The sequence below is a fragment of the Stakelama flava genome (assembly GCF_019351405.1).
Classification (GTDB): domain Bacteria; phylum Pseudomonadota; class Alphaproteobacteria; order Sphingomonadales; family Sphingomonadaceae; genus Sphingomonas; species Sphingomonas flava_A.
The window spans coordinates 215,116-241,344 of record NZ_JAHWZX010000001.1; the positions used below are offsets into that span (position 1 = coordinate 215,116).

At 61.5% G+C, this 26,229-nt stretch carries 25 protein-coding genes; 12 read left to right on the forward strand and 13 right to left on the reverse strand.

What is annotated here, in order from left to right; all coding sequences use genetic code 11:
• Positions 1-131 precede the first annotated feature (131 nt).
• A complete protein-coding gene (gene ahcY, locus KY084_RS00990) occupies positions 132-1,535 on the reverse strand; it encodes an adenosylhomocysteinase (RefSeq protein ID WP_219236561.1) in 1,404 nt (467 codons plus the stop codon).
• A 163-nt stretch (positions 1,536-1,698) separates the two neighbouring features.
• A complete protein-coding gene (locus tag KY084_RS00995) occupies positions 1,699-2,259 on the reverse strand; it encodes a YqgE/AlgH family protein (protein ID WP_219236562.1) in 561 nt (186 codons plus the stop codon).
• A gap of 112 nt (positions 2,260-2,371) precedes the next feature.
• Between KY084_RS00995 and KY084_RS01000 the strand changes: the two genes are divergently transcribed.
• The 3 genes from KY084_RS01000 to KY084_RS01010 all read left to right on the forward strand — a co-directional run bounded on the left by KY084_RS01000 (position 2,372) and on the right by KY084_RS01010 (position 4,750).
• Positions 2,372-2,851: a peroxiredoxin gene (locus KY084_RS01000; RefSeq protein ID WP_219236563.1), complete on the forward strand. Its 480-nt coding sequence runs from the start codon at positions 2,372-2,374 to the stop codon at positions 2,849-2,851.
• 83 nt (positions 2,852-2,934) lie between these two features.
• The gene (locus tag KY084_RS01005; protein ID WP_219236564.1) at positions 2,935-3,228 is read left to right on the forward strand and encodes a hypothetical protein; all 294 of its coding nucleotides are present in this window, start codon (positions 2,935-2,937) and stop codon (positions 3,226-3,228) included.
• 82 nt (positions 3,229-3,310) lie between these two features.
• A complete protein-coding gene (locus KY084_RS01010) occupies positions 3,311-4,750 on the forward strand; it encodes an AMP nucleosidase (protein WP_219236565.1) in 1,440 nt (479 codons plus the stop codon).
• Positions 4,751-5,185: 435 nt separating this feature from the next.
• On the opposite strand, the gene KY084_RS01015 is transcribed toward KY084_RS01010, so the two are convergent.
• The 4 genes from KY084_RS01015 to KY084_RS01030 form a co-directional block, all read right to left on the reverse strand.
• Complete coding sequence (locus tag KY084_RS01015) at positions 5,186-5,947, reverse strand: alpha/beta fold hydrolase (RefSeq protein WP_343227923.1); 762 nt, start codon at positions 5,945-5,947, stop codon at positions 5,186-5,188.
• A 64-nt stretch (positions 5,948-6,011) separates the two neighbouring features.
• Positions 6,012-7,040 (reverse strand): aspartate-semialdehyde dehydrogenase, encoded by a 1,029-nt coding sequence (locus KY084_RS01020; RefSeq protein ID WP_219236566.1) that lies wholly within the window; start codon positions 7,038-7,040, stop codon positions 6,012-6,014.
• A 166-nt stretch (positions 7,041-7,206) separates the two neighbouring features.
• Entirely contained in the window at positions 7,207-8,874 is a 1,668-nt protein-coding gene (locus KY084_RS01025; RefSeq protein ID WP_219236567.1) for an MFS transporter, read from the reverse strand.
• Positions 8,875-8,928: 54 nt separating this feature from the next.
• Complete coding sequence (locus KY084_RS01030; RefSeq protein WP_219236568.1) at positions 8,929-11,178, reverse strand: S9 family peptidase; 2,250 nt, start codon at positions 11,176-11,178, stop codon at positions 8,929-8,931.
• 105 nt (positions 11,179-11,283) lie between these two features.
• On the opposite strand from KY084_RS01030, the gene KY084_RS01035 reads away from it, so the two are divergent.
• Positions 11,284-12,303 (forward strand): zinc transporter ZntB, encoded by a 1,020-nt coding sequence (locus tag KY084_RS01035; protein ID WP_246586757.1) that lies wholly within the window; start codon positions 11,284-11,286, stop codon positions 12,301-12,303.
• A gap of 139 nt (positions 12,304-12,442) precedes the next feature.
• Positions 12,443-13,747 carry an OmpP1/FadL family transporter gene (locus KY084_RS01040; protein WP_219236569.1) on the forward strand — a complete coding sequence of 435 codons (1,305 nt, stop codon included), beginning with the start codon at positions 12,443-12,445 and terminating at the stop codon, positions 13,745-13,747.
• Between the two features lie 133 nt (positions 13,748-13,880).
• Here KY084_RS01040 and rplS read toward each other — a convergent pair whose 3' ends face one another.
• Entirely contained in the window at positions 13,881-14,270 is a 390-nt protein-coding gene (rplS, locus tag KY084_RS01045) for a 50S ribosomal protein L19 (RefSeq protein ID WP_219236570.1), read from the reverse strand.
• A 3-nt stretch (positions 14,271-14,273) separates the two neighbouring features.
• Positions 14,274-15,005 carry a tRNA (guanosine(37)-N1)-methyltransferase TrmD gene (trmD, locus tag KY084_RS01050; protein WP_219236571.1) on the reverse strand — a complete coding sequence of 244 codons (732 nt, stop codon included), beginning with the start codon at positions 15,003-15,005 and terminating at the stop codon, positions 14,274-14,276.
• Positions 15,006-15,136: 131 nt separating this feature from the next.
• On the opposite strand from trmD, the gene KY084_RS01055 reads away from it, so the two are divergent.
• Genes KY084_RS01055 through KY084_RS01065 form a run of 3 tightly spaced genes read left to right on the forward strand, consistent with a single transcriptional unit; the run spans position 15,137 to position 17,531 of the window.
• Positions 15,137-15,721, forward strand: coding sequence for a carboxymuconolactone decarboxylase family protein (locus tag KY084_RS01055; protein WP_219236572.1), 585 nt, complete (start codon positions 15,137-15,139; stop codon positions 15,719-15,721).
• On the forward strand, positions 15,711-16,715 hold the full coding sequence (locus KY084_RS01060; protein WP_246586758.1) for an NAD(P)/FAD-dependent oxidoreductase: 1,005 nt from the start codon (positions 15,711-15,713) through the stop codon (positions 16,713-16,715). The genes KY084_RS01055 and KY084_RS01060 overlap by 11 nt, the downstream gene beginning before the upstream one ends.
• 9 nt (positions 16,716-16,724) lie before the next feature.
• Complete coding sequence (locus KY084_RS01065) at positions 16,725-17,531, forward strand: CatB-related O-acetyltransferase (protein WP_246586759.1); 807 nt, start codon at positions 16,725-16,727, stop codon at positions 17,529-17,531.
• Between the two features lie 32 nt (positions 17,532-17,563).
• On the opposite strand, the gene rimM is transcribed toward KY084_RS01065, so the two are convergent.
• From rimM to ffh, 3 genes are all read right to left on the reverse strand, one after another.
• Positions 17,564-18,085, reverse strand: coding sequence for a ribosome maturation factor RimM (gene rimM / locus KY084_RS01070; protein ID WP_219236573.1), 522 nt, complete (start codon positions 18,083-18,085; stop codon positions 17,564-17,566).
• A gap of 50 nt (positions 18,086-18,135) precedes the next feature.
• Positions 18,136-18,585 (reverse strand): 30S ribosomal protein S16, encoded by a 450-nt coding sequence (gene rpsP, locus KY084_RS01075; protein WP_219236574.1) that lies wholly within the window; start codon positions 18,583-18,585, stop codon positions 18,136-18,138.
• A gap of 94 nt (positions 18,586-18,679) precedes the next feature.
• The gene (gene ffh / locus KY084_RS01080) at positions 18,680-20,176 is read right to left on the reverse strand and encodes a signal recognition particle protein (RefSeq protein ID WP_219236575.1); all 1,497 of its coding nucleotides are present in this window, start codon (positions 20,174-20,176) and stop codon (positions 18,680-18,682) included.
• 230 nt (positions 20,177-20,406) lie between these two features.
• Between ffh and KY084_RS01085 the strand changes: the two genes are divergently transcribed.
• Positions 20,407-22,050: a putative bifunctional diguanylate cyclase/phosphodiesterase gene (locus tag KY084_RS01085; RefSeq protein ID WP_219236576.1), complete on the forward strand. Its 1,644-nt coding sequence runs from the start codon at positions 20,407-20,409 to the stop codon at positions 22,048-22,050.
• On the opposite strand, the gene KY084_RS01090 is transcribed toward KY084_RS01085, so the two are convergent.
• On the reverse strand, positions 22,025-22,603 hold the full coding sequence (locus tag KY084_RS01090; protein WP_219236577.1) for a DUF924 family protein: 579 nt from the start codon (positions 22,601-22,603) through the stop codon (positions 22,025-22,027). The two genes, KY084_RS01085 and KY084_RS01090, sit on opposite strands and share 26 nt — an antisense overlap.
• A gap of 30 nt (positions 22,604-22,633) precedes the next feature.
• Between KY084_RS01090 and mtaB the strand changes: the two genes are divergently transcribed.
• The 3 genes from mtaB to KY084_RS01105 are packed head-to-tail and all read left to right on the forward strand — an operon-like array spanning position 22,634 to position 25,439.
• Entirely contained in the window at positions 22,634-23,896 is a 1,263-nt protein-coding gene (gene mtaB, locus KY084_RS01095) for a tRNA (N(6)-L-threonylcarbamoyladenosine(37)-C(2))-methylthiotransferase MtaB (RefSeq protein ID WP_219236578.1), read from the forward strand.
• Positions 23,893-24,825 (forward strand): signal recognition particle-docking protein FtsY, encoded by a 933-nt coding sequence (ftsY, locus tag KY084_RS01100; protein WP_219236579.1) that lies wholly within the window; start codon positions 23,893-23,895, stop codon positions 24,823-24,825. The genes mtaB and ftsY overlap by 4 nt, the downstream gene beginning before the upstream one ends.
• Complete coding sequence (locus KY084_RS01105; RefSeq protein WP_219236580.1) at positions 24,822-25,439, forward strand: septation protein A; 618 nt, start codon at positions 24,822-24,824, stop codon at positions 25,437-25,439. Before ftsY ends, KY084_RS01105 begins: the two co-directional genes overlap by 4 nt.
• Positions 25,440-25,543: 104 nt before the next feature.
• On the opposite strand, the gene KY084_RS01110 is transcribed toward KY084_RS01105, so the two are convergent.
• Positions 25,544-26,149: a superoxide dismutase gene (locus KY084_RS01110; protein ID WP_219236581.1), complete on the reverse strand. Its 606-nt coding sequence runs from the start codon at positions 26,147-26,149 to the stop codon at positions 25,544-25,546.
• Between the last annotated feature and the right edge of the window lie 80 nt (positions 26,150-26,229).

Genomic DNA, 26,229 nt, shown 5'->3' on the forward strand with positions numbered 1-26,229 from the left:
AAAGCACCTGCATTCCCATCCGCGCAAAAATGCATCAGTTTAGGTCATAAATGGCCATAAATAAGGAAACGGGCCGCGACCCCAATCGGTCGCGACCCGCATTCGTCGCCATCGTATCGCGAAAGCCGCGATCAGTAGCGATAATGATCCGGCTTGAACGGCCCTTCGACCGGAACGCCGATATAATCGGCCTGCTTCTGGCTGAGCTTCGTCAGCTTCACGCCCAGCTTGTCGAGGTGCAGCGCCGCGACCTTTTCGTCGAGATGCTTGGGCAGGACATAGACGTCGTTCTTATACTCGTCATGCTTTTCCCAAAGTTCGATCTGCGCCAGCACCTGGTTGGTGAAGCTGGAACTCATCACGAAGCTGGGATGACCGGTGGCGCAGCCCAGATTGACCAGACGGCCGCGCGCCAGAACGATAATCTGCTTGCCGTCGGGGAATTCGACCAGGTCGACCTGCGGCTTGATCTCGGTCCATTTATAATTGGACAGCGCCGAAATCTGGATCTCGCTGTCGAAATGGCCGATGTTGCACACGATCGCCATGTTCTTCATCGCCTTCATATGTTCGGCGGTGATGACATCGGCGTTGCCGGTGGCGGTGACGAAGATGTCGGCGCGCTTCACCGCTTCCTCCATCGTCACGACTTCATAACCTTCCATCGCGGCCTGCAAGGCGCAGATCGGATCGACTTCGGTGACGAGCACCCGCGCGCCACCGTTGCGCAGGCTGTCCGCCGACCCCTTGCCGACATCGCCGAAGCCGCACACGCACGCGACCTTGCCCGCCAGCATTACATCGGTAGCGCGACGGATCGCGTCGACCAGCGATTCCTTGCAGCCATACAGATTGTCGAATTTCGACTTGGTGACGCTGTCATTGACGTTGATCGCCGGGAAAGGAAGCGCGCCCTTCTTCGACAGGTGATACAGGCGATGCACGCCGGTCGTCGTCTCTTCCGAAACGCCGCGGATATTCTCGACCGTTTTGGTGAGGTAGCCCGGACGCGCCTTAACGAACGCCTTCAGCGCGCGCTGCATCTCGACCTCTTCCTCATTTTCCGGTTCGGGCATGGTGTCGCCCGCTTCCAGACGCGCGCCCCACAGCGCGAACATGGTGGCATCGCCGCCATCGTCGAGAATCAGGTTGCAGGTTTCATCGCCCCAGTCGAAGATTTTGCCGACATAATCCCAGTAATCGGCGATCGATTCGCCCTTGATCGCAAAGACGGGGACACCGGTTTCGGCGATCGCGGCGGCGGCATGGTCCTGCGTCGAATAGATGTTGCAGGTCGCCCAGCGCACATCGGCGCCCAGCGCGGTCAGCGTTTCGATCAACACGGCGGTCTGGATCGTCATGTGCAGCGACCCGGTGATACGTGCACCTTTGAGCGGCTTGTCCTTGCCATACTCTTCGCGCAGCGCCATCAGGCCGGGCATTTCGGTTTCGGCGATCTCGATTTCCTTGCGACCATAAGCGGCAAGCGAAATGTCCTTGATCACATAGTCCTGGGCTTCGGCGACAGTTGCCACTGGTCAAATCTCCTGGATCGTGAATGTCGTTCGGCGGCGGTCGGGCAAAATACCCGGCGCCATGTGCCCCCTCACCTAATGATTGGCGCATTCGAAAGCAAATCGAATATAAAGAATTCTTTATATCGCCCGATAAGACCACCCGGTCGCAACCGGCAAGCGATCAGGCGGTCCCGCCTTGCGCGGCAAGCAGGCGCGGATCGATCCCCGCCTGGGAAAAGGCATGTTCCCACCGGTCCGCAACGCTGGTGTCGAAAATCAACTCCGGCTTGGAATCGGTGTTGAACCAGCCATGCCGGGTCATCTCTTCATCAAGCTGCCCCTCGCCCCAACCGGCATAGCCAAGCGCGACCAGCCATTCGTCAGGACCGTTGCCCGCAGCAATCGCCTTCAGCACATCGAGCGTTCCGGACAGCGCCCAGCGGCCTGCGACTTCCACCGTGTCCTGCCCGCTCCAGTCGAGCGAGTGAAGGATGAAACCACGGCGCGGCTCGACCGGCCCGCCGAAATGGATCGGCGCGTCGGGCGCTTCCCCCGGATCGATGTCAAACTGGCCGAGCAAGTCGTGCAGGCTCAGTCCATCGATCACCGCGCCGATGCCTATTCCAAGCGCGCCTTCGCTGTCATGCGCGCAAACGGCGATCACCGCACGTTCGAAACGCGGATCGCCGATGCCAGGCAGCGCCAGCAGGAATTGACCGGTAAGAAAGGGTTCTGGCTTCATGCAATCATGAATAGGGGACGGACGGGCTTGGTTCCAAGGTTGAAAATGCGGCTGACCTCGCCAAGCTATCATGCGCACATACAGGTTTCAGCATCGAAAGAAGGATCAGGATATGACGATCAAGGCCGGCGACACGGTTCCCAACGCAACGCTTGTCCGCATGACGGAAAACGGACCCGACAAGGTTCAGGCGCAGGAATTTTTCAAAGGGAAGAAAGTTGCCCTGTTTTCGGTGCCGGGCGCGTTCACGCCGACCTGTTCGGCGAAACACCTGCCCGGTTTCGTGGCGAAGGCCGATGACCTTAAATCCGCCGGAATCGACGAAATCGCGTGCACTGCGGTCAACGACGCGTTTGTGATGGATGCGTGGCAAAAGCAGAACGAGGCAGGCGATGTGACGATGCTGGCCGATGGCAACGGTGAATTCGCCAAGGCGCTGGGACTGGAAATGGACGGTTCCGGTTTTGGCATGGGCACGCGCGGGCAACGCTTTTCGATGATCGTCAATGACGGCACGGTGGAGCAGATCAATGTGGAAGCACCCGGCGAGTTTCGCGTGAGTTCCGCCGAGCATATGCTTGAAACCATGTAATCCTTCGCATCTCGTTCGGCGCCCGGAACGGAACCGGGCGCCGCAGCACGGAGTTGTTGGCGGTGGAACAAGGAGGACGATTTATGGCGAGCACCCCGACCAGCCCCGACACCCCGACCAACGCTTCGGCCGATAAGGCCGATGATTCGGAAACGCTTTCGGACAAGGCGCGCGAAAAGGCCGCGAGCGCGAAGAAAAAGGCAAGCAAGGCGGCGAAGGACACCTCAGCCGCGGCGAAGAAACGTCCCTATGCTGCAGTAGCGCTCGCCACCGGCACGCTCGCCGCGATCGGCGGCGCGGCTTTCGGTATCTTCAAGGTTACCGGCAAAAAGGACGGTAAGAATTCGAAGCCGAAGGTGAAGCCCAGCGCCGACTGACCAACCGTCAGCGAACCGACCGACATAGATGCGAGGCGTCGAGAGTCTTGCGCTCGTAATCTTGACGCATTAGCCGCGAGAGATGACGCAAGCCTCTGACATCGTCGCCGAGCTTGATCGGCTTTACACCGCATCCGTCAGCCGTCTTCGCTCGGCGCTCGATCAATATCTTTCGACCGGCAAGCCGCCTGCGCCCGAATCGCGTTCGGACGGGTCGTTCGCCTACCCCGAAATCCGGCTTCGCTATCGCGGCGGCGCGGATCGCCCTACGCCTGCGCGATCGTTTGGGCGGCTGGTCGAACCGGGCTCCTATCTGATCAGCGTTACCAAGCCGGGAATGTTCGCCGACTATCTGACCGAACAGCTCACCTTGCTGCTCGAAGACTATGACGTTGAAGTCGACGCGGTCCCCGGCACGCAGGAAATTCCCTTTCCCTATGTGCTTGACCCCGGCCATGCGCTGAGCCTCGACGAAGTTTCGGCGACCGAACTGGCGCGCTATTTCCCGTCCACCGACCTTGCCCATATCGGCGACGAGATTGCCGACGGCACCTGGGTGCAGGGACAGCAGGAGGAACGCCCCCTTGCGCTGTTCGACGCGCTGCGCACCGATTTTTCGCTCGCCCGGCTGCGCCATTATACCGGGACGCCGTCCGAACATACGCAGCGCTTCATCCTGTTCACCAACTATCACCGCTATGTCGATGAATTCGTTCGCTGGGCCTGTTCGCAGCTTGGCGAGGGCAGCCGCTTTACCGCCGTGTCTGGTGCAGGCGGGGTGTTGGTCGAACGTGGCGAGGATGTCGACAAGCTGGTCACCGACAGCGCGTGGCGGCGGCATCAAATGCCCGCCTATCACCTGATCGCGCCCGACCGGGCGGGGATCACGCTGGTCAATATCGGCGTGGGACCGTCGAACGCGAAGACGATCTGCGACCATCTCGCCGTGCTGCGGCCCGAAGCATGGCTGATGATCGGCCATTGCGGCGGGCTTCGCCCCAGCCAGCGGATCGGCGACTATGTTCTCGCCCATGCGTATCTGCGCGACGACCATGTCCTTGACGACGTATTGCCGCCCGAAATTCCGGTGCCTGCAATCGCCGAGGTGCAACAGGCGCTGGCGCGCGCGGCCGAAAGCGTTTCGGGCCAGTCGGGCGACAAGCTGAAACGGCGGCTGCGCACCGGCACCATCGTCACCACCGACGATCGCAACTGGGAATTGAGCTATTCCAAATCGGCGCTGCGCTTCTCGCTGAGCCGCGCGGTAGGGATCGACATGGAATCGGCGACGATCGCCGCGCAGGGCTATCGCTTCCGCGTCCCCTACGGCACGCTGCTATGCGTATCGGACAAGCCGCTGCACGGCGAATTGAAGCTGCCGGGACAGGCCAACCGCTTTTACGAACGCGCGATCAATGAACATATGCGCATCGGCATCGAAACCTGCGAACAACTGCGCCGCGAAGGCCCCGGCCTGCACAGCCGCAAGCTGCGCGCATTCAATGAACCGCCGTTCCGGTGAGGGGGAGCGCAGAGATAGGCTGACCGGCAAGATTCGCTCCAATGTTAGCCGTTCGAGGGTGGTCGGGCGTCTGCCATTTGCAGACGTTCGTTTATTTGAGTAATTTTGCTGAATGATGTTGAAACAGCTTGGCCTCGCCATTCTGCTGGGAGCCACCGCGTCCCTCGTTGGCTTCTTTCCGATGAGGGCAGCACTGACAATTTGGTATGTGCATAACGCCCCTCACGACGGACTGTCGGGACTAGGGATAATCGCAGGAAGCTTGTATTTCGCTCTGGCTTGCGGAGCGCTGACTTTCGGGATCGTTCTGAGTCGACGCCGTAAGCGGCCTTAGCGGCCTGTCCGTTCCCCGCGGCGTTAAAAGCGTATCCACAGCTTTGGTCAAACCAAAGTTAGAAAGTGCTGCTCCGTCTCAGTGGCTTTCCATAACTACCCCTACTCGCTCAAAAACCCCGCGATTTCTTCGCCCAGTTCGCGTTTCGTCACCGCGCTCATGTGATTACCGGGGATGACGGCGAGGCAGCCGTTGGGGAGCAGGTCGGCAAGGTCGGCCGAAGAGCCATTGTCGTCATCATCCTCGCCGGTCAGCGCCAGTGCCGGCTGCTGGATCGCGGCCAGCGTCTCGCGCGGCGTATCGACAAAGGTGTCGAGGATGCGGATCAGCGCCTTGGGATCGCCCTTGGTCGTTTTCAGGAACGCCTCGGTCATGAAACCGGGCGATCCGCGCTCGAAACTGCCGAGGTTGTTGAGGACATGGCGGAAATGCTCGCCGCGCCCCGCAGTATCGGTCATGCCCGACAGGCCCATTCCAGCGAACACGATGCGGCGCGGATCGGCCCCGTTCGCCATCATCCGTGCCGCCGTGCGCGCGCCGAGCGAATAGCCGGCAAGGTCGTATCCGCTAAGGCCGAGATGCGCGATCAGCGCGAACTGGTCGTGCATCAGCACATCGGGCGGATAGCTGGCCGCGTCGTGCGGCTTGTCGCTGTCCCCATGCGCGCGAAGATCGGGCATGATTACACGAAAGCCCTCGCGCGCGATCCGCTCGGCATGACCGTAGCGAATCCAGTTTACTTCCGCGTTCGAGAAATAGCCGTGGATCAGCAGCAGGTCGCGCCCCTGCCCCATTTCCCGCCATGCGATGCGAGTCCCATCGAAACTGTCGAAAAACTGCGGTTCGATGCTCGTCTCAGCCACGTACTATCCTCGATTTCTTTAAAAAGCGGCGGGCACCCGCAGGTCCGCGCCGCTTACCCTATTTTCAATCCGCTTTTTTCAGGTGTCGGCGGCCGAGCAGTTCGGCGATCTGTACGGCATTGAGCGCTGCACCCTTGCGCAGATTATCGCTGACGCACCAAAGCGATATGCCGTTGTCGATGGTGGGATCATCGCGAACGCGGCTGATAAAGGTCGCATATTCGCCGACGCATTCCACCGGGGTGACATAGCCGCCATCTTCCCGCTTATCGACCAGCATGATGCCGGGGGCTTCGCGCAGGATGTTCTGCGCTTCCTCTGCCGACAATTCCTTTTCGAACTCGATATTGATCGATTCGGCATGGCCGACAAATACAGGCACACGGACACAGGTGGCGTTCACCTTCACCTTCGGGTCCATGATCTTCTTGGTTTCGACGACCATCTTCCACTCTTCCTTGGTGGAGCCGTCCTCAAGGAACTTGTCGATATGCGGAATGACGTTGAACGCGATCTGCTTGGTGAACTTTACCGGCTCGTTCGAATCGCCGACAAAGATATTGCGGCTCTGTTCGAACAGTTCGTCCATGCCGCTTTTGCCCGCGCCGGAAACCGACTGATAGGTGGAAACGACGACACGCCTGATCGTCGCCGCATCGTGCAGCGGCTTCAGCGCAACGACCATCTGCGCGGTCGAACAGTTCGGGTTGGCGATGATGTTCTTCGCCCGATATCCGTCGATCGCCTCGGCATTCACCTCCGGCACGATCAACGGCACATCCGGGTCCATGCGATAAAGCGATGAATTGTCGATCACCGTGCAACCGGCCGCCGCGAATTTCGGGGCATAGATTTCGGTCGCTTCCGACCCGATGGCGAACAGCGCCATGTCGAATCCGGCGGGATCGAAATGTTCGATGTTCTTGACCTTAAGTTTTCGGCCCGTCTCGCCATATTCGATCTCATCCCCGGTTGAGCGCGACGATGCCAGCGCGACGATTTCGTCGGCCGGGAATTCGCGTTCGGCGAGGATGTTCAACATTTCGCGGCCCACATTGCCCGTGGCTCCGGCGACGGCGACCCGATAACCCATGGTCGTGCTGTTCCTTTCTTCGTTGCGCATGGGCGCCTATCGCGAAGCGCCACTGCGCGCCAACAAAAATGCGTTTGCCGGGATAAAGGCGCACGAATCGTGCCTTCGCGCGCTGCGTTCGAAATGGGCACTATCGTGCCGCTCCGCAAGGCTGAGCGCGGAAAGATCAGGAATAGCGTGCGGGATCGGTAAGCGAAGGGGTGACTTCGTCCATCGGTTCGATCCGGCCGGGATATGCGCCGCCCGCGTGCCTTTCGATTTTCTGGCGCACGCGTGGGGGTTCCCCGTCGGCATATAGCGTGCGCAGCGCCTCCAGATTGGCCATGTCGGCATGGGTCCGGCGTTGATTATGGCGCACATAATCCAGCCAGGTCGGCGCCTGATACCGTTCGATCCACAGCGTTTCGTCGTTCAGGTCCTGCAACAGACGCCAGCGCCGCGCCCCGTCGCGAATGCGGATGCGGCGGCGTTCGGCCATGATGTCCATGAACGCCTGCCAGTTTTCCGGATCGATGCGATAATCGATCGTCACCACGACCGGCCCGCTTCTGGGTTCGACCGGCACCATCGTCGCCGGTTCTTGCCAGCGATCGAGAAGGTCGAGATTCTCCCCGCCCATGTCTGGAAGCCGACGCACGAGCCCGATTGCAAGCACGATCGCCTGCGCACACCCTGCGGTTATCAGGGCGATATTCACCCCGCGCATATCGGCGAGCGCACCGAACACCCAGCTTCCCGCCGCCATTCCGCCGAATGTCACCATCTGATACAGCGACACCGCGCGCGCCACGACCCAGCGCGGCGACCCCAGCTGTATCGAGGCATTAAACGTCGAAAGCGCCATCACCCACCCCGCCCCGGCAAGCGCAAGCACCGGCATGGTGAACACCATGCTCCGGCTGAGCCCCGTTCCGATCGCGCCGATCATAAAGGCAATCGATGCGCCGCGAACGATCGTTTCGGTCGAAAATCGCGCGCGCACCGTGCGAATTGTCAGCGCCGCCGCCACCGCGCCCAGCCCGAACGCGCCCAGCAGCAGGCCATAGGTCAGCGGCCCGCCACGGATCAGATCGCGCGCGACAAGCGGCATCAACGCCGAAATCGAGGAGGAGAACAGCCCGAATGTCGCTGATCGCGTCAGGATCACCTTCAGCGATGGTGACATCAGCACATAGCGCACGCCCGCCCCGATCGCGCTGCCCAGCCGCTCACGCGGAAGCCGCCTTTCGGGCACGTCGCGTTTCCAGCGCAGCAGCACGGTGATGAGGCCAAGATAGCTGACCGCGTTAACGCAAAATGCGGCGGAAGCCCCCGCCGCGGCGACGATGGCGCCACCGATCGCCGGCCCGACACTGCGCGCGATGTTGAACGACATGCTGTTATACGCGATCGCGCTCGACAATAACGGCTTGGGCACCATCTCCCCCACCGATGCCTGCCAGGCGGGCGCGTTGAGCGCGGTGCCGCAGCCGATGAGGAAGGTGAAGCCGAGCAGCATCCACGGCGTCAGCAGGTCGAGCAGCGCGCAAAGCGTCAACAGGCTTGCCGCACCGAACATAAGCGTCTGTGCACCCAGCATGATCCGCCGCCGGTCGAAATTGTCGGCCACCGCGCCCGTCACCAGCGACAGGAGCATGATGGGAAGCGTCGTCGACGCCTGAACCAGCGCGACCAGCGTCGCCGAACCGGACAGCGACACCATCAGCCAGGACGCGCCGACCGCCTGAAGCACCGTGCCGAAATTCGACACAAGGTTGGCGCTCCACACCATGCGATAGATCGGCACGCCATAGGGGGATGCAGGCAGCTTCCCCCCGGTCGCTTCGTCAGTCATCGCAATGCTTCCCCCGTTTCTTCGCCCGGCGAGGAGGGGAAGCCGTCACGCGGCTTATTGTTCCGGGGTATATTCCTCGCGCTCGCCCTTCTTCACCGCGCGGTCGAAGAAGTTGAAGATGGTCGTCCAGACGTGAATGTCGCTTCCCGCGGTATGTGTCTTACCGGGATAGAACATCATTTCGAACGGCACATTGTTCGCCTGCATCCTGCTTGCCAGCAAGGTGGAGTTTTCAAACACCACATTGTCGTCGGACATGCCGTGGATCAGCAACAGCGGATCGGCGATCTTCGTCGCGTCCTGAATGGCGTCCGACTTTTTGTACGCGTCCGCGACCTTGTTGGGGTCGCCCATATACCGTTCGGTATAATGGGTGTCGTACAGTTCCCATTTGGTCACCGGAGCGCCGGACACGCCGCCCGCGTACAGGCCCGGGTCCGCCTCCAGCATCTTCAGCGTCATATAGCCGCCATAGGACCAGCCATAGATGCCGATCCGGTCGGGATCGACGAAGTTCAGGCTTTTCAGATATTGTGCACCCGCCTTCTGGTCGGCGACCTCTACCGACCCCATGGCGCGATAGATCGCATCCTCGAACGCGGTGCCGCGATTGGCCGAACCGCGATTGTCGATCTGAAAGAAGATATAGCCCTTGTCGACGATATATTGCTGCATCGCGCCGCCCCAGGCCTTGCTGACCGTTTGCGAATGCGGGCCGCCATAATGCTGGAACCAGACCGGGTATTTCTTGCCGGGCTTCAGTTCCGGCGTGATCATTTCCCAATTCAGCGTCTGGCCGCCCGGCCCCTTGATCGTCCCGAATTTCCGTTCGCGATGGCTGGGCAAATAGGGGTGATAGGGATGATCGGGGTCGTTGACGTCGTTCCTGCTGATCCATTCGATGCGCTTGCCGGTGGCGTCGGCAAGATAGACCTGCGTCGGCTGATCGGTATTCGACCGGCTGATGATCGCACGGCTGGCATTTTCGTCCATTCGCGCGCCGTTCCACCATCCCGCCTCGGTCAGCCGCGTGGTCTTGCCCGGCGCGGACAGGTCGAGCGCATAAAGATGCTGTTCGAGCACGCCGTCCTTGTTGCCGAGGAAATAGACGCGTCCCCGCTTTTCATCGACGCCCGCAAGACCGGTCACTTCCCAGTCGCCGCTGGTGAGCTGCGTCCACTTTCCGCCAGACAACCGGTACAAATGGCCGTGGCCCGACCGTTCCGACCACCAGATCAGGCTGCCGTCCTTCATGAAGTGATAGTTGTCGGTCAGGTTGATCCAGCTCTTGTCGCCCGCCTTTTCGGTGAACAACACGCTCGTCTTTCCCGTCGCCGGATCGACCTTCAGCATGTCGAGCCGCGTCTGATCGCGATTTTCACGCTGGACGTACAGCCATTTGCCGTCGGGCGACCAGTCGGTTCGCGCCAGATAGATATCGCGCTCGCTGCCCAGATCGACCTTCACCCGGTTCGCCCCGTCGGGGTCCATCACCCATAGCGAGACATCGACATTGGGCGTCCCGGCAGCGGGGTAGCGCTGGTCGTACACCTTTGTCCCCTCCGCGCCGATCGCAGCGCGAGCGACCACGCCGACCGGCGCTTCGTCAAAGCGTTCGACCGCGACGCGCCGGTCGCCCGGCGACCACCAATAGCCGGTCGAGCGGTCCATTTCCTCCTGCGCGACGAATTCGGCCTCGCCCCAATGCACGGTGCCCTTGCCATCATCGGTCACCTGCCGCGCGGTTCCGCCACTTAGCGGCTGCACCCACAGATTCTGGTCGCGAACGAAGCTGACATATCCGCCCGCCGGGCTGATCACGGGATTAAGCTCGCCGGTTTCGCTATCGGTCAGACGACGGACCTCGCCGTCAAGCGTGGCGAGGTACAGGTCACCGTCCAGCGGAACGAGAATCGATTTGCCGTCGGGCGCCCAGTCATAGGCGACGATGCCCTTCAGATTGGTGATGCGCGCGCGTTCGCGCTGCATCTTTTCCGCCTCGGTCAGTTCGGCACCGGTCCCCACTTTTTTGGAATCAACCAGCATCCGCCATTTGCCGGTGCTGGTGTCCATCGCCCACAAATCATAGCGTTCGCGATCATCCTCACGATTGCGCAGCACGGTCAGCAGTTTTCCATCGGGCGAAAGCTTCATTCCCCGCGGCACCGATCCCGAAAGATCAGGGCTGGCGAACAGGCGTTCCAGCGTCAGGTCGGGGGGGCTGTGATCGGCCGGCATATCCGCGGCCATCGCCGTCGATCCCGTCATCGCCGCAAGCGCCAGTCCGGCCAACCGTGTCTTCATCCGCTTTTCGCTCCATATCATCGTCTTGCCGTTCCGTATCGCGGGCGAAGCGAGCCACGTAAAGGGCGGATTGCCCGGCCCCAAATCAGCGCGTAGCGTGCCCCGATGATGCAAACCGATGCCGACACGCTTCCCCCCATGCTGGTGCCCGATCGCGATACGGGGCTGATTTTCGCGCGGGTGATCGACGGAAAAGGCGGCGCACGGCCGATCGACTGGGCTGAGGCCGGGCAGTGGTCGGCCGCGCCGGGCGAAACCTTGTGGATGCATCTCGACCGTACGGTGGAAAGCGTCGACGACTGGTTGCGCGACGAACTGGGCATTTCGGAGGCGACGGTCGAGGCGCTGGTATCCAACCAGACCCGGCCGCGCGCGTTTCGCGAAGGCGACACGCTCATCGCCGTATTGCGCGGCATCAACTTCAATCCCGGCGCAGAGCCGGAGGATATGGTCACGCTTCAGATATGGGCAAAGGCGGATCGGGTCATCACGCTTCGCCGCCGCATCCTTCAGGCGCCGCGCGATGTGCTGGACCAGCTTCATCGCGGTGCCGGTCCGTCCAGCGCTGGCGATCTGGTCACCGAAATCGTCGAACAGCTGGTCGCCACCATGGGCGGTTCGATCGTAGACATGAACGAGCGTATCGACGAACTGGAGGAAGATGAAGACGATCTGGATGTCGAGGAGGTACTCGACGTCATCGCGACCATCCGGCGCAATTGCCTTGGCCTGAAACGCCATATGTCGCCGCAGCACGAGGCGCTGATGCAGATCGCGCGCGATCCGCCCAACTGGATGAGCGATGCGAACAGCCGCGACATCCGAGAGACGATCGACCGGCTGAAACGCTATCTGGAGGATATCGACGTTTCGAAGGAAAGCGTGCTGGTGTTGCAGGACGACATAAACAACCGCGCCGCCAACCGTTCGAACCACACCATGTACATGCTGTCGATCGTCGCGGCGATTTTCCTGCCGCTCAGCTTCGTCACCGGACTGCTGGGCATCAATGTCGGCGGATTGCCCGGTGTTCACGACCCGGATGCCTTCTGGGTTACGGTCGCAATTCTTGCCGGATTGCTGGGCATTCAATTAATGTTGTTCCGTCGCCTACGGTGGCTGTAGCGTAAAGTGAACGGTTGCGTTTTTAGCAATCGCCTAAATTGGAACCTGCGGTATCCACCGCCGTTTCCGGTGCGCTATCGGGAGAAGTAATAATAATAACGCGCGGCTGCCGAAGCCGCCAGCAACGCAAAAGGATGTCATGAACACTCGTACCAAGCTTTCGCTCGCCGCTGCGTCGGCGATTTCTTCATTCTGCGCGTTCGCCGGTTCGGCGCATGCACAGGCCTTCTATCTTCAGGAACAGTCGGCTCGCGCGGCGGGACGCGCCTTTTCGGGTGAGGCCGCCGATACCGGCCCGTCCTCGCTGTGGTGGAATCCGGCCTCGATCGCCGGGATCGACGGAATCCAGGGCGATATCAGCGCCAGCCTGATCCTGCCCGAAGGCGAAATCCGCAACAATGGAACCGTCATCGTGCGTCCGGGTCAGTCGGCCGCCAGCGTCGGCGGCGATCCGGTCGCCACCAACCCGATCGAAAGCGGCGTGCTTCCTTCGGGATCGATCGCGGTGCCGATCGGCAACCGGCTGGCGGTGGGCCTGACCTTCGCATCGCCTTACAGCTTCACCACCGATTATGATGACGGCGCGTGGACACGCTACAGCGCCGATCGCACGCGGCTTCGCACCTATGATATTCAGCCTTCGATCGCATTCGCAGTGACGCCGTGGCTGCGCATTGGCGGCGCGGCGAACATCGAACATGCCGAAGCAACGCTGACCAACGCGCTACCCAATCTGAGCGCGGCGCTGCCCGACGGGATGCAGTCGTTGAGCGGCGATGGATGGGATGTGGGCTGGTCCGCCGGGGCGCAGATCGACGGTGGTCCGGTGACGCTCGGCCTCAGCTATAAATCGAGCATTGAGCACGATTTGAAGGGCGACCTGTCCATTTCCGGCCTGCTCGGCCCGCTCGCCGCGCAGAATCTCGACCTTTCCGGCGTACATGCTACCTATTCGACGCCGTGGCAGGCGATCGGCAGCGTTCGCTTCGCAGCGACGGACAAGCTGACGCTGAACGCGCAGGTCATCCGCTATGGCTGGAGCAAGTTCGATTCGATCGACATCGGCGATCCGGTCGACACCTCGATCCCCGAAAACTACAAGAATACCTGGAGCTATGCGGGCGGCTTCGATCTTCAGGTCGATCCGCAGCTTACCCTGCGCGCTGGCGTCCAATATGCCGGAACGCCGACCCGCGACGGATATCGCGATCCACGCGTGCCCGATTCCGACCGCTGGAACTTCGCCACCGGCGCCAGCATCAAGGTATCGGATCATTTCGCGGTCGATGCCGCGGCGAACTATATCCGCTTCGAAGACGCACCGATCGACAAGCCGACGGCGGCCTATGCCGGTACGGTGGTGCAGACCCCGGTGGTGGTCGACGGGCAGCTTAACGACGCCAGCGCGGTGGTGCTGTCGCTGGGCGGTCGCTTCAACTTCTGACGTGATCGACAAGGGAGGGCCGCGTTTCGAACGATTCGGCCTTCCCCCCGACACACCCCCGTCAAAGGGCAAAGAAAAAGGCCCGCCGGATACGCACCGGCGGGCCTTTTCTTATGCCTTGTGGCGACCCGGCTTACTTGGTCGCTGCGTCCTTGGCAGGGCGGGTGTCGCGGCGCTCGGCGATACGCGCCGCCTTACCGGTACGGCCACGCAGATAGTAAAGCTTGGCGCGACGCACGACGCCCTTGCGGACGACCGTGACCGAATCGATGCTGGGCGAATAAAGCGGGAAGACGCGCTCGACGCCTTCACCGAACGAAATCTTGCGAACGGTGAAGGACGATCCCATGCCGCGATTGGTGCGCGCAATGCAGACGCCTTCGAAATTCTGGACGCGGCTGCGATCGCCTTCGACGATGTTCACGCCGATGCGCAGCGTGTCACCCGGGCGGAATTCGGGGATCGACTTCGATTCGCTGAATTTGGCGATCTGTTCGGCTTCAATGGTTTCGATGAGGTTCATCGCTCATTCTTCCTTCGTCTGTCGCCGCGCACCAGAGGGAGAACGGGCCCGAGCGCCACAATAGCGCTCCCAAAGGTCCGGCCTCCTTAGCCGTGTATCATCTTCCGCCCGCGCCGTGCGCCAGGCGGCTATTTTCGCATGATCCCCCGATCGCAGCACTTCGGGGATCGTGCGCCCTTCCCACATTTGCGGTCGGGTATATTGCGGATATTCGAGCAGCCCGTTTTCAAAGCTCTCGTCCATACCGCTCGAAGCCGCGCCCATTACGCCGGGAAGCAGCCGAATGCAAGCGTCCAGCGTGACGAACGCGCCTATTTCGCCGCCCGACAGGACATAATCGCCGATCGAAACCGGCTCCACCGCGCGGCCTTCAAAAATCCGTTCATCGAATCCTTCGAATCTGCCGCACAGGATCGCCACGCCCGGCCCCGCCGCCAGTTCGCGCACCCGCGCCTGAGCAAGCGGTAGCCCACGCGGCGTCATGGCAAGGATCGGGACATCGTCCACCACGCTGTCCACTGCGGCGGCAAGGATGTCGGGGCGAAGCACCATGCCCGCCCCGCCGCCCGCCGGGGTATCGTCCACGCTGCGATGCCGGTCGGTGGCAAAATCACGCATCTGCACTGCGTTCAGCGACCATTTCCCCTCGGCAAGCGCACGCCCCGCAAGCGATATGCCAAGCGGCCCAGGAAACATTTCGGGATACAAGGTGAGGACGGTGGCAGCAAAGGTCATGACGCCCGTCTGTCCCTTTCCCCTGCGCGAATGGCAAGGAAAAGCTTTTTCGCTGTACCCGCGCCGTCGCATGGGACCCGACTGACGGCCAAGCGTTTCATCGGTGCCACCCTCCATATGAAGGAATACCGATGCACGTAGAACCCCGGTTGCCGCTGCTTTCGCCCAATCAGCTGAACGACAAACAAAAGCCGTTATACGAAGACATGAAAAAGGGCATCGCGTCCGATTTTTCCGCCTTTCAGACGATGGACGAAAACGGCGCGCTGATGGGTCCATGGAATCCGTGGCTTCACGATCCCGAAATCGGCGGCGCGATCTGGAACCTGACAAAGGTGATGACGGCGCAGGCGAAACTGCCCGACGATGTGCGACAGGTCGTCATTCTGGTCGTCGGCGCCCATTTCGACGCGGCATATGAACTTTATGCGCATGTTGCGGTCGCCGAAGCGCGCGGCATGACCGATGCCCGGCTGGCCACGCTGTGTTCGGGCCTGAAGGCAAACGACCTCAGCGAAGAGGAAAGCATCGGCTATGACGTCGCCTATGCGCTGGTGAACGGCGGCACGCTGCCCCGGCCGGCATGGGATCTGGCGGTCGAGCGCTTCGGGCTGCACGGCGCGACCGAACTGGTATATCTTGTCGGCCTCTACTGCATGGTATCGACGACGCTGAACGGTTTCGCGGTACAGGTGCCCGAACCCGATGAAACCTGATTCCTCTACCGATCGCCAACGGTCGGGTGAAGAGGTGGATGATTGCATCATCGTCGGCGCAGGGCCTGCCGGGCTGACGGCGGCGATCTATCTCGCGCGCTTCCACCTTCGCATCCGCCTGTTCGATTGCGGCACCAGTCGCGCGGCGCTGATTCCGCGCACGAACAATCACGCCGGCTTTCCCGACGGGATTGCCGGTGCCGAATTGCTGCGCCGAATGCGTGAACAGGCGGCGCGGTTCGGCGCGAGCCGCGTCGAAGCGCGGGTGACCGGCATTGAGGGGCGGGATGATGGCGATTTTCATGTCCGCGTCGGGGAGGAAACTTTCCGTTCGCGCAGCGTGCTGCTCGCTACCGGAGTCGTCAATCACCGCCCGGACATGCCCGATGCGCTGCACGACACCGCGCTTGCACGCGGGCTGCTGCGCTATTGCCCGGTCTGCGATGGCTATGAGGTTACCGACCAGCGGGTCGCCGTTATCGGCAGCGGCGATCACGGCATGCGCGAGGCGCTTTTCCTGCGCACTTTCACACACGACGTCACGCTGATCGCGCCCGACGCGGAGCACGGGCTGTCGGACGAATGCATCGCTCGGCTGGACGAAGCCGGTATCGCACGGATCGACGGCCCCTGCGGTGGCTGGGCGATCGAGGGGAACCGCCTCGCGCTCGACACCGCAGCCGGACGGATGGCGTTCGAGAGCGCGTACCCCGCGCTTGGCTCCACCATCCGCTCCTCGCTCGCCGTTACGGCGGGCGCGAAGGCAACCGATGAGGGGTGTCTGGAAGTCGATACGCATCAACGTACATCGATACCCGGTCTATACGCTGCGGGGGATGTGGTTCTCGGCCTCGACCAGATCAGCCATGCGATGGGCGAGGCAGGCGTCGCCGCAACCACCATTCGCAATGACCTGTATCTGCGAAATCCGCTCTGGCTCTGGCGTCCGCGATCGGATGATGACAAATTTCAGCGAGCGTCAGGACCAAATTGAAAGTGCGAAATGATCTCACCGGTTTCTGAAGATACGATCGCCATCTGCAAATCCCACAACGTTCATATAGCGAGCGATGTTTTTCTGGGTTTTGAAAAACCGAGAGAAATTCTGCTGGAAGCGCCGGTGAGCATACGGCGCGGAATGTACGATGTCGATTTCGTCGGTGCCTACACCTATCTGGGCGGCCGGGAGACTTTGATACGGCATGTCGCTTCGATTGGAAGGTTCTGTTCAATCGCGAGCAATATCGTGTCAGGCCAGGTTGAACATCCGACGGATTACCTCTCATCTTCGCCGGTTCTGACGGGTTTCGAGGAATTTGGAAGTCTGGTCGGGTTTTACGGTCGAAACAGCCATATGGTTGAAAAGGCAGCTATGTGCCTGTCCAATTCTATGGCAAACCGGATCGAAAAGATCCGTATTGGCAGCGATGTATGGATCGGCGAAGGCGCCTTTATTCGTCGCGGCGTGTCAATAGGCGATGGTGCCATCATAGCGGCACGGGCAGTAGTGACCAACGACGTGCCGCCATACGCGATTGTCGGCGGAATTCCTGCACAGATCATTCGCTATCGGTTCGAAGCGCCTGTAATCGAAGCGCTTCTTGAACTGAAATGGTGGAACTACGGCTTATCTGCTTTGGAAGGCGTTGATTTCACCAATATTTCACAAGCGGTGTCCGCAATAGATCGCAACATCTCAAGCAACGCTGCCGCCGCATATAGCGCCCCTCTGGTGAAAATCGATGCGGCTGGCAACGCCAGTATCTGGCGATTCAATCCCGAAAAAGGCGATCTTACGGAATTTAAATGATGTTCGAACTGCGCATATTGCGCCGTTGTTCATCAATTCTCAGCGAAAGCGGCGCTGAGGACCAGCCATTGTTCGTTCCAGTCCGGAACGGCTTCGGGGCGCATGGGCACCATGAAGCGCTTGCCGTTCGGACGTTCGATTTCGATGACATCGCCAGCGCCGTAATTGTCGATCGCCACGACGATACCGATCGCCGCGCCGCTGTCATCGACCACCGGCAGGTCGATCAGGTCGACATGATAATATTCGCCCTCGCCGAGCGGCGGGAGCGCGCAGCGCGGCACGGTAAGTTCAGTGCCGCGCAGCCGCTCGGCCGCGCCGCGATCCTTTACCTCCGCGAAACGGGCGATCATGCCATTGGTGGCATCGCGCGCGCTTTTCAGCGTTAATGCACCACCGTTGAACTGGTTATGCGCGGCCAGGTCCTCTGCGAAAACCTTCAACCGCACCTCGCCCGTCACGCCATGCGCACCCGTGACAACGGCTAGCGTGACGGGGCGGTTGCCCCGCGCCCGATCGGACGCGGTTCGGGGAGGATCGGTTTCAGACGGCATTCGAACGCCCTCCCCTGCCCCCTCCCGCAAGCGGGAGGGGAACCGGAAGATCAACCCTCCGCCTTTTCCTCGGTGGCGGCGGCTTCTTCGGCAGGCGCTTCGCTCTCGGCGGCCGGCTCTTCAGCGGGCGCTGCCTTCGCGGCGGCTGCCGCTTCCTCGGCGGCTTTCGCTTTTTCGGCGCGCTCTTCGGCGCGTTCCTTGGCCTTTTCGCCCGGCTCCGCCTTGTTCGGATTGCTGCGAGCTGCGCGCTCTTTCACACCCGCGGCGTCAAGGAAGCGGAGCACGCGATCGGTCGGCTGCGCTCCGACTTCGATCCAGTGCTTCGCGCGCTCGACGTCGATTTCAACGCGCTTTTCGTCATCCTTGGCGAGAAGCGGGTTATAGGTACCGATCTTTTCAATGAAGCTGCCGTCGCGCGGGCTGCGCGAATCGGCGATCACGATCCGGTAATAGGGGCGCTTCTTCGATCCGCCCCGTGACAAACGCATGCTGACTGCCATTTTCTGATGTCCTTCTTCTTCAAATCCGTCGTCCCGCAATATCGGGACCATTCAACCATGTGCTTTTCCGACGGCATGATGCGCCGGGCCAGCGTCACTTCTTCTTGATCATATCCTCGAAACCGGGGGGAAGCTGCGGCGCGCCGCCCTTGCCGTTGGGCAGGCCGGGAATCCCGTCCATCCCGCCCATCGCATCGCCAAGCTGCTGCCCGCCAAGCGCCTTGCCCAGCCCGGCCATGCCGCCGCCGGCTCCCGCCTTGCCCAGCATCGCCATCATCCCCTTGATCCCGCCCATTTTCTTGATCTTTTTCATGGCGCTTTGCATCTCCTGATGCATTTTGAGCAGGCGATTGACGTCCTGAACCGTGGTGCCCGATCCCTTGGCCACGCGAATCTTGCGTTTGGCGTTGAGCAGCGCGGGTTTTTCGCGCTCCTTGGGCGTCATCGACGTGATCATCGCATCCATGCGAAGCAGCAGCCGTTCATCGACCGCGCCCGACGCCATTGCCGCCTGCGCCTTTTTCAATCCCGGCATCATGCCCGCAATCCCGCCGATGCCGCCCATGCGGCGCATCTGCTGAAGCTGGGCGCGCAGGTCGTTCATGTCGAACTTGCCCTTGGCAAGACGGCTCGCCATGCGCTCGGCGTCTTCCTGCTCGATCGTCGCCGCGGCCTTTTCGACCAGGCTGACAACATCGCCCATGCCCAGGATGCGTCCCGCAACGCGCTTCGGGTGGAAGGCTTCGAGCGCATCGAGCTTTTCGCCCATGCCCGCGAACTTGATCGGCTTGCCCGTGACCGAGCGCATCGAAAGCGCAGCGCCGCCACGCGCATCGCCATCCATCCGGGTCAGGATGACGCCGGTCAGCGGCACCTGTTCGGAAAAGCTGGTTGCGACGTTCACCGCGTCCTGACCGGTCAGCGAATCCACCACCAGCAGGATTTCGGCCGGGTTGGCGATGTCAGCAACCGCCTTCATCTCATCCATCAGCGCCTGATCGACATGCAACCGGCCCGCAGTGTCGAGCAGGAGCACGTCATGCCCCTGAAGCTTTGCCGATTGCAGCGCGCGGCGTGCAATATCGACCGGCTGTTGCCCCTGCACGATCGGAAGGGTCGCGACCTCCGCCTGCTGGCCCAGCACGGCAAGCTGTTCCTGCGCGGCCGGACGATTGACGTCGAGCGACGCCATCATGACCTTCTTGCGCTCCGTGCCCGAAAGCCGTTTGGCAAGCTTTGCCGTGCTCGTCGTCTTGCCCGACCCCTGAAGCCCGACCAGCATTATGACGGCGGGCGGCGCGACGTTGATTTCCAGCTCGGCCGTATCCGGCCCCAGCATTGCGATCAGTTCGTCGTTGACGATCTTCACGACCTGCTGGCCCGGCGTGACCGAGCGGAGCACGTCCTGCCCGATCGCCTTTTCGGTAACGTCGTCGACGAATTTACGCGCCACCGGCAGCGCCACGTCGGCTTCGAGCAGCGCGACGCGAACTTCGCGCATGGCGGTGCGCACATCGGCTTCGGTCAGCGCACCGCGCCCGCGAAGCCGGTCGAATACGCCGCCTAACCTGTCGCTCAGACTATCGAACATGCTCACTCCAATTCCGATCGCCACGGGCCAAACGCAAAACACGCCGGCGGACGAAACCTCGTCGGCCGGCGTACCCCATGGGGCAGCATCTGCATCTCGCTCCTGTGGAACGGTCGCGGAGTCTTTAGCGTAACCCGGCTGATCAGGCAAGCAGCCGAATGGTTTAACCCGATCTATACCTATGTCCCCGATTTTGCCTGCGACAGAAAGACTTGAGGAACGTGCTGGCGATGACGCTGGAAACCGACGCTGCCGCGCAGGATCGCGCACCCGAACGGCAATATGACCTTCTTACCGGCATAATCAGCGTCGCGGCGATCGTGCTGTTCGTCGGCACCGGCAGTTCGGTGTTGTCTGCGACGCTCGCTTATTATTTCGCAGATGGAGAACCGGCCGACCAGACGATCGTCATCGCGCTGCTGCTGAATGTCGCGCTGATCATTTTCGGCTGGGGGCGGCATCGCCACCTGTCGGCGGAAATCGCGGTGCGAACCGCGGCCGAAGCGCGCGCGCAACAACTTGCCTCACGCGATCCGCTGACCGGGTTCCTCAATCGCCGCAGCATCGCCGAAGAAGGAGCGGCGCTGCTCGTTCGTGCGCATCAGCGCGGCAAGGCGGTTGCCATGCTGATGCTCGACCTTGATCATTTCAAGACGGTCAACGACATGCATGGCCATGCGGCTGGCGATACGCTGCTTAAATTGGCGGCGGTCGAAATCACCGAAACGATGCCGTCAAATGCGCTGGTGTCTCGGCTGGGCGGGGATGAATTTGCGTGCGCATTCCCGTTCGATGCGGATCGCCCGGACGCGGTCGAACGAATTGCCGAGCGACTGGTCGCCGGGATGTCCCGCCCTTTCGAGGTGGAGGGCATGCGCTGCAATATCTCCTGCTCGCTTGGCATCGCGCGGTCGGATCGCGATTGCGCGGGCATCGAAACGCTGATGCGATCGGCGGACATCGCAATGTATGCGGCGAAGCGTTCGGGGCGCAATCGCTGGGCCTGGTTCGATCAGTCGATGGAGCGCGAATTGAAAGCGCGAAACGATCTGGAGGGCGGATTGCGGTCGGCAATTCCGCGCGGGGAAATCGTACCCTATTTCGAACAGCAGGTGGATCTGGCGAGCGGACGGCTGGAAGGGTTCGAGGTGCTTGCGCGCTGGCAGCATCCCACACGCGGCCTGATCACGCCGGACCAGTTCATCCCGATCGCCGAGGAAACGGGAATGATCGCCGACCTGTCGATGACGCTCATGCGTCAGGCATTCGCGGGCGCGCGCGACTGGAACTCCGATCTCACCATCTCCGTCAATATCTCGCCCTGGCAGCTTCGCGACGCCTGGCTGGCGCAGAAGGTTATCAAACTGCTCACCGAAACAGGTTTCCCCGCCGACCGGCTGGAAATCGAGATTACCGAAAGCGCGTTGTTCGAAAACCTCGCGCTTGCCCAGTCGATTCTCGGCAGCCTGAAAAATCAGGGGGTCGGGATCGTGCTTGACGATTTCGGCACCGGCTATTCCAGCCTGGCCCATCTGCGTGCCCTTCCCTTTGACCGGATCAAGATCGACCGCAGCTTCATCGCGTCGATGAACGAAAATCAGGACAGCGCCGCGCTGGTCAACACCATCGCCCGGATGGGCGACAGCCTGAACCTGCCCGTCACGGCCGAAGGAGTGGAGGACAAGGCGCTGGAAGAACGGCTTCGCGAAATCGGCGTGGCGCGCGCGCAGGGCTGGACCTATGGCAAGCCGCTGTCGATCACCGGGGTGCGCAGGATGCTTGCCGAGCGGCGGATGCTGTCGCCCGAAAACGGCAGAATGCGCACCGCCGATGAAACGATGCCGGCTCCTACCAGCCAGCGTCTGGCCGGCTAAGATATGCGCGCTCCGCTTCGCTTGATTCGCGCCCCAGCGCCGCATTGCGTGTGGGAAAGCGCCCGAAGCGGGCGATAACATCGCGATGATCGCGCGCGAATTGCGCGGCGTCGGGATTGTCCAGCGCCTCGAACCGGCGAACGCTTTCCTGCTGATCGGCAATGTCCTCCGAATGCATCAGCGGCATGTAGAGAAAATGGCGGCGGTCAGGCGGGAGTTCGCGGTCCCAGCCACGTGCGATCGCCCGTCGCGCAAGCGCGAGGGCAAGTGCATCCGCGGCAAAGCTCGCCGCCTGCCCCCGGTAGATGTTGCGCGAAAACTGATCGAGCACGATCACGGCGGCAAGCAACGCTTGGCGATCGTCGCGCCAGTTGATCGCTCCGCCTGAAAGCAGCGCCGTACGCAGGCATGCGAAACGCCACGCAATTTGCGCATCAACGTCCGCATCCTTTTCGAAATGCTGCTTCGAGGTCAGCTCTTCAAACCAGAAATGAAGCACTTCGCGTGCCTTCGCGTGGACTTCGCCCGTCGGCATGCCTAGATCATCGCGCATGTCGTTTCGCTTTTCCTTTCCGGTCCGCTGATGGCCGAAATCATCAGCCTGGGGTGCAGATTAAACATCGCGGAGAGCGAAACGGTCCGCGCGATCGTGAGTGAACGCGACATGGTGGTTATCAACAGCTGCGCGGTCACCAACGAGGCGGTGCGCCGAACGCGTCAGGCGATCCGCCGCGCGCGCCGCGACCGGCCGGACAGCCAGATCGTCGTAACCGGCTGCGCCGCACAGATCGACGCGGATGAGTTTGCCCGCATGCCGGAGGTGGACCGGGTAATCGGGAATGCCGACAAGCTGCTGCCCGCCGCGTGGCACAGCGCAAAACCGGTGGTGGTGAGTGATGTGATGCAGGTTCGCGAAACCGCGCCGCATCTTGCCGCCAGCTTTTCCGAACATGCCCGTGCCTTTGTCGAGGTTCAGAATGGCTGCGATCACCGCTGCACCTTTTGCGCAATTCCCTATGGCCGCGGGAACAGCCGTTCGGTCCCGGCCGGAATGGTGGTCGACCGGATCGCAGCGCTGGTCGATTCAGGACATCGCGAAGTAGTGCTGACCGGCGTCGACCTGACCAGCTACGGCCCCGATCTTCCCGGCGCGCCGACGCTGGGTATGCTCGTCGAACGCATCCTGAGGCATGTCCCCCGCCTCGAACGACTACGCCTGTCCTCGCTCGATTCGATCGAGATCGACGACAGGCTGTTCACGCTGCTGACCGGGGAAACGCGAATCATGCCGCACGTCCATCTGTCGCTTCAGGCAGGCGACGACATGATCCTGAAACGCATGAAGCGCCGTCATTCGCGCAAGGAAGCGGTGAAAATCGTCGAACGGTTAAAAGCCGCCCGGCCCGAAATCGCCATCGGTGCAGACCTGATCGCGGGTTTTCCGACCGAAACGCCGGAGATGGCGGCGAACACGCGTGCGCTGATCGCCGATTGCGACATTGTTCACGGCCATATCTTCCCCTTTTCCCCGCGCAAGGGCACGCCCGCCGCACGGATGCCGCAGCTGGACCGCGCGATCGTGAAGCAACGCGCCGCCGCCCTGCGAGCGGTCGCGGCCGCGCATCGCCGGACATGGCTGTCGCGCCAGATCGGCACGCGCCAGCGCGTTCTGGTCGAACGTCCCGGTAATCGTGGCCATGCCGGCAATTTCGCAGAGGTGAAGCTGCAAGGAAAATACATCGCTGAGAGCGAATCGATAGGCGCGACGCAAACCGAAACGGGAAATATCCTGGAGGTCGATATCATCGAAATACGCGACGGCGCATTGATCGGGGAACGGGCATGAGCAACGATAGCTGGCACGACCGCCTACTGAGCGGTTTCAAAAGGACTTCCGACCGGCTGACGGGCAATCTGGTCGGCCTGTCGGCGGCGCGGCTCGACGATGAAACGCTCGACGAGATCGAGGAGGCGCTCATCGCCTCCGACCTTGGCCCCGAAATGGCGACACGCGTGCGCAAAAGGCTGGCCGAGGGCCAGTATGAGCGCAACATGGAAGAACTGGGCATTCGCCTGGTCGTTGCCGAGGAGGTCGAAAAAACGCTCGCCCAGGTCGCGAAGCCGCTGGAGATCGAAGCCTTTCCCCGCCCACAGGTGATATTGGTCATCGGCGTCAACGGATCGGGCAAGACCACCACCATCGCGAAGCTGGCGCATCTGCTTCAGGAACAGGACTATGCCGTGATGCTGGCGGCGGGCGATACCTTCCGCGCGGCGGCGATCGGGCAATTGAAAACCTGGGCGGATCGGATCGGCGTTCCCATCGTATCCGGCCCCGAAGGCGGCGATGCCGCGGGCATCGTGTTCGACGCGGTAAAAAAGGCGACAGAGATCGGCACCGACGTACTGATCGTCGATACCGCCGGACGGCTTCAGAACAAGCGCGAGTTGATGGACGAACTTGCCAAGATCCGGCGCGTACTGGGACGGCTCAATCCGCAAGCGCCGCATGACGTGGTGCTGGTGCTTGACGCCACGACCGGCCAGAACGCGCTCAGCCAGATCGAGGTGTTCAAGGAGGTGGCTGGCGTCACCGGGCTTGTCATGACGAAGCTGGACGGGACGGCGCGCGGCGGCGTGCTGGTCAACGCGGCGGAGAAATACGGCCTTCCCATCCACGCCATCGGCGTTGGGGAGAAAGTCGACGATCTGCGCCCCTTCGACGCGAACGAAGTTGCCCGCATCATTGCGGGGGTGGAAGAACTTATCCGATGAATGATACTAAGAAGAGCAGTTCGCCAGGGCTGCGCATGGCGATCGATTTTGGCCCGCTGGCGGTATTTTTTCTGGTGAATACGCTGATGAGCGGGCCGCAAATCGCCCGCGTACTGGCCGCCACCGCCGCCTTCATGGTGGCGATCGTGGTTTCGATGCTTGTTTCGCGCTGGAAGACCGGCACGATCTCCCCGATGCTGTGGATGTCGGGGATCCTTGTGCTCGTTTTCGGCAGCCTGACGCTGTATTTCCACGACGAAACCTTCATCAAGGTGAAGCCTACGATCGTGTACGCGATGTTCGCTGCGATTCTGGGGTTCGGGCTTGCCACGGGGCGTCCGCTGCTTAAACAGATGCTCGAAACCGCCTATCCCGGCCTGAACGAGACCGGGTGGCGCAAGCTGACGATCAACTGGACGATCTTCTTTGTGTTCATGGCGGTGCTGAACGAAGTCGTGTGGCGTCATTCAAGCTGGAATTTCTGGGTCGGGTTCAAGCTGTGGGGCGCGGTGCCGCTGACCCTGATCTTCGCCGCGCTCAACATTCCAATGCTGCTGAAACACGGACTGACGACCGAAAAGGCCGAGGAGCCGCCACTTCCACCCGAGGGGTGATGGCGCAAGGCAAGCGCCGTCACATCACGCCTCAATTCTGTTTCCCGTTCGCATAAAAAAGGGCCCCGGTTTCCCGGAGCCCTTTTCGATTTGGATAGTGCGGATCAGCCGAGTGCGGCTTCGTAATTCTTATTGGCCTGATCCCAGTTGACCACGTCCCACCACGCTTTGAGATACGCGCCGCGATCGTTGCGGTACGTCAGATAATAAGCGTGTTCCCAGACGTCGTTGCCGAGCACTGGCGTACCGGTAAGATCGGTCACATCCATCAGCGGATTGTCCTGGTTCGGCGTGCTGGCGATGGACAGCTTGCCGCTGCTATCGGTCAGAAGCCATGCCCAGCCCGATCCGAACTGGCCTGCGCCCTTGTTGTTGAATTCTTCCTTCAGCTTGTCCAGACCGCCGAATTCGGTGATGGCATCGGCGAGTTTACCCGACGGCTGGCTACCGCCCGGCGTCATGATTTCCCAGAAGAAAGCGTGGTTCCAATAGCCGCCGCCATTGTCGCGCGCCTTGGTCGAATATTTCGAAATCTGCGACAGGACCTCTTCGGCGGACTTGCCCTCGAAGCCCTCTTCCTTGGCGGCATCGTTGAACTTTGTGGTGTAGGCGTTGTGATGCTTGTCGTGATGGAGCTTCATCGTCTCTTCGTTGATGGTCGGCTCCAGCGCGTTGTAATCATATTTCAACGGGGGGAGTTCGAAAGCCATAGATCCTCCTTAGGCATTAAGGGTAGCGGGATACGTCCATGCAACGCCGCACTGGCGCAATGGGTCCAAAGTCGGGGTAC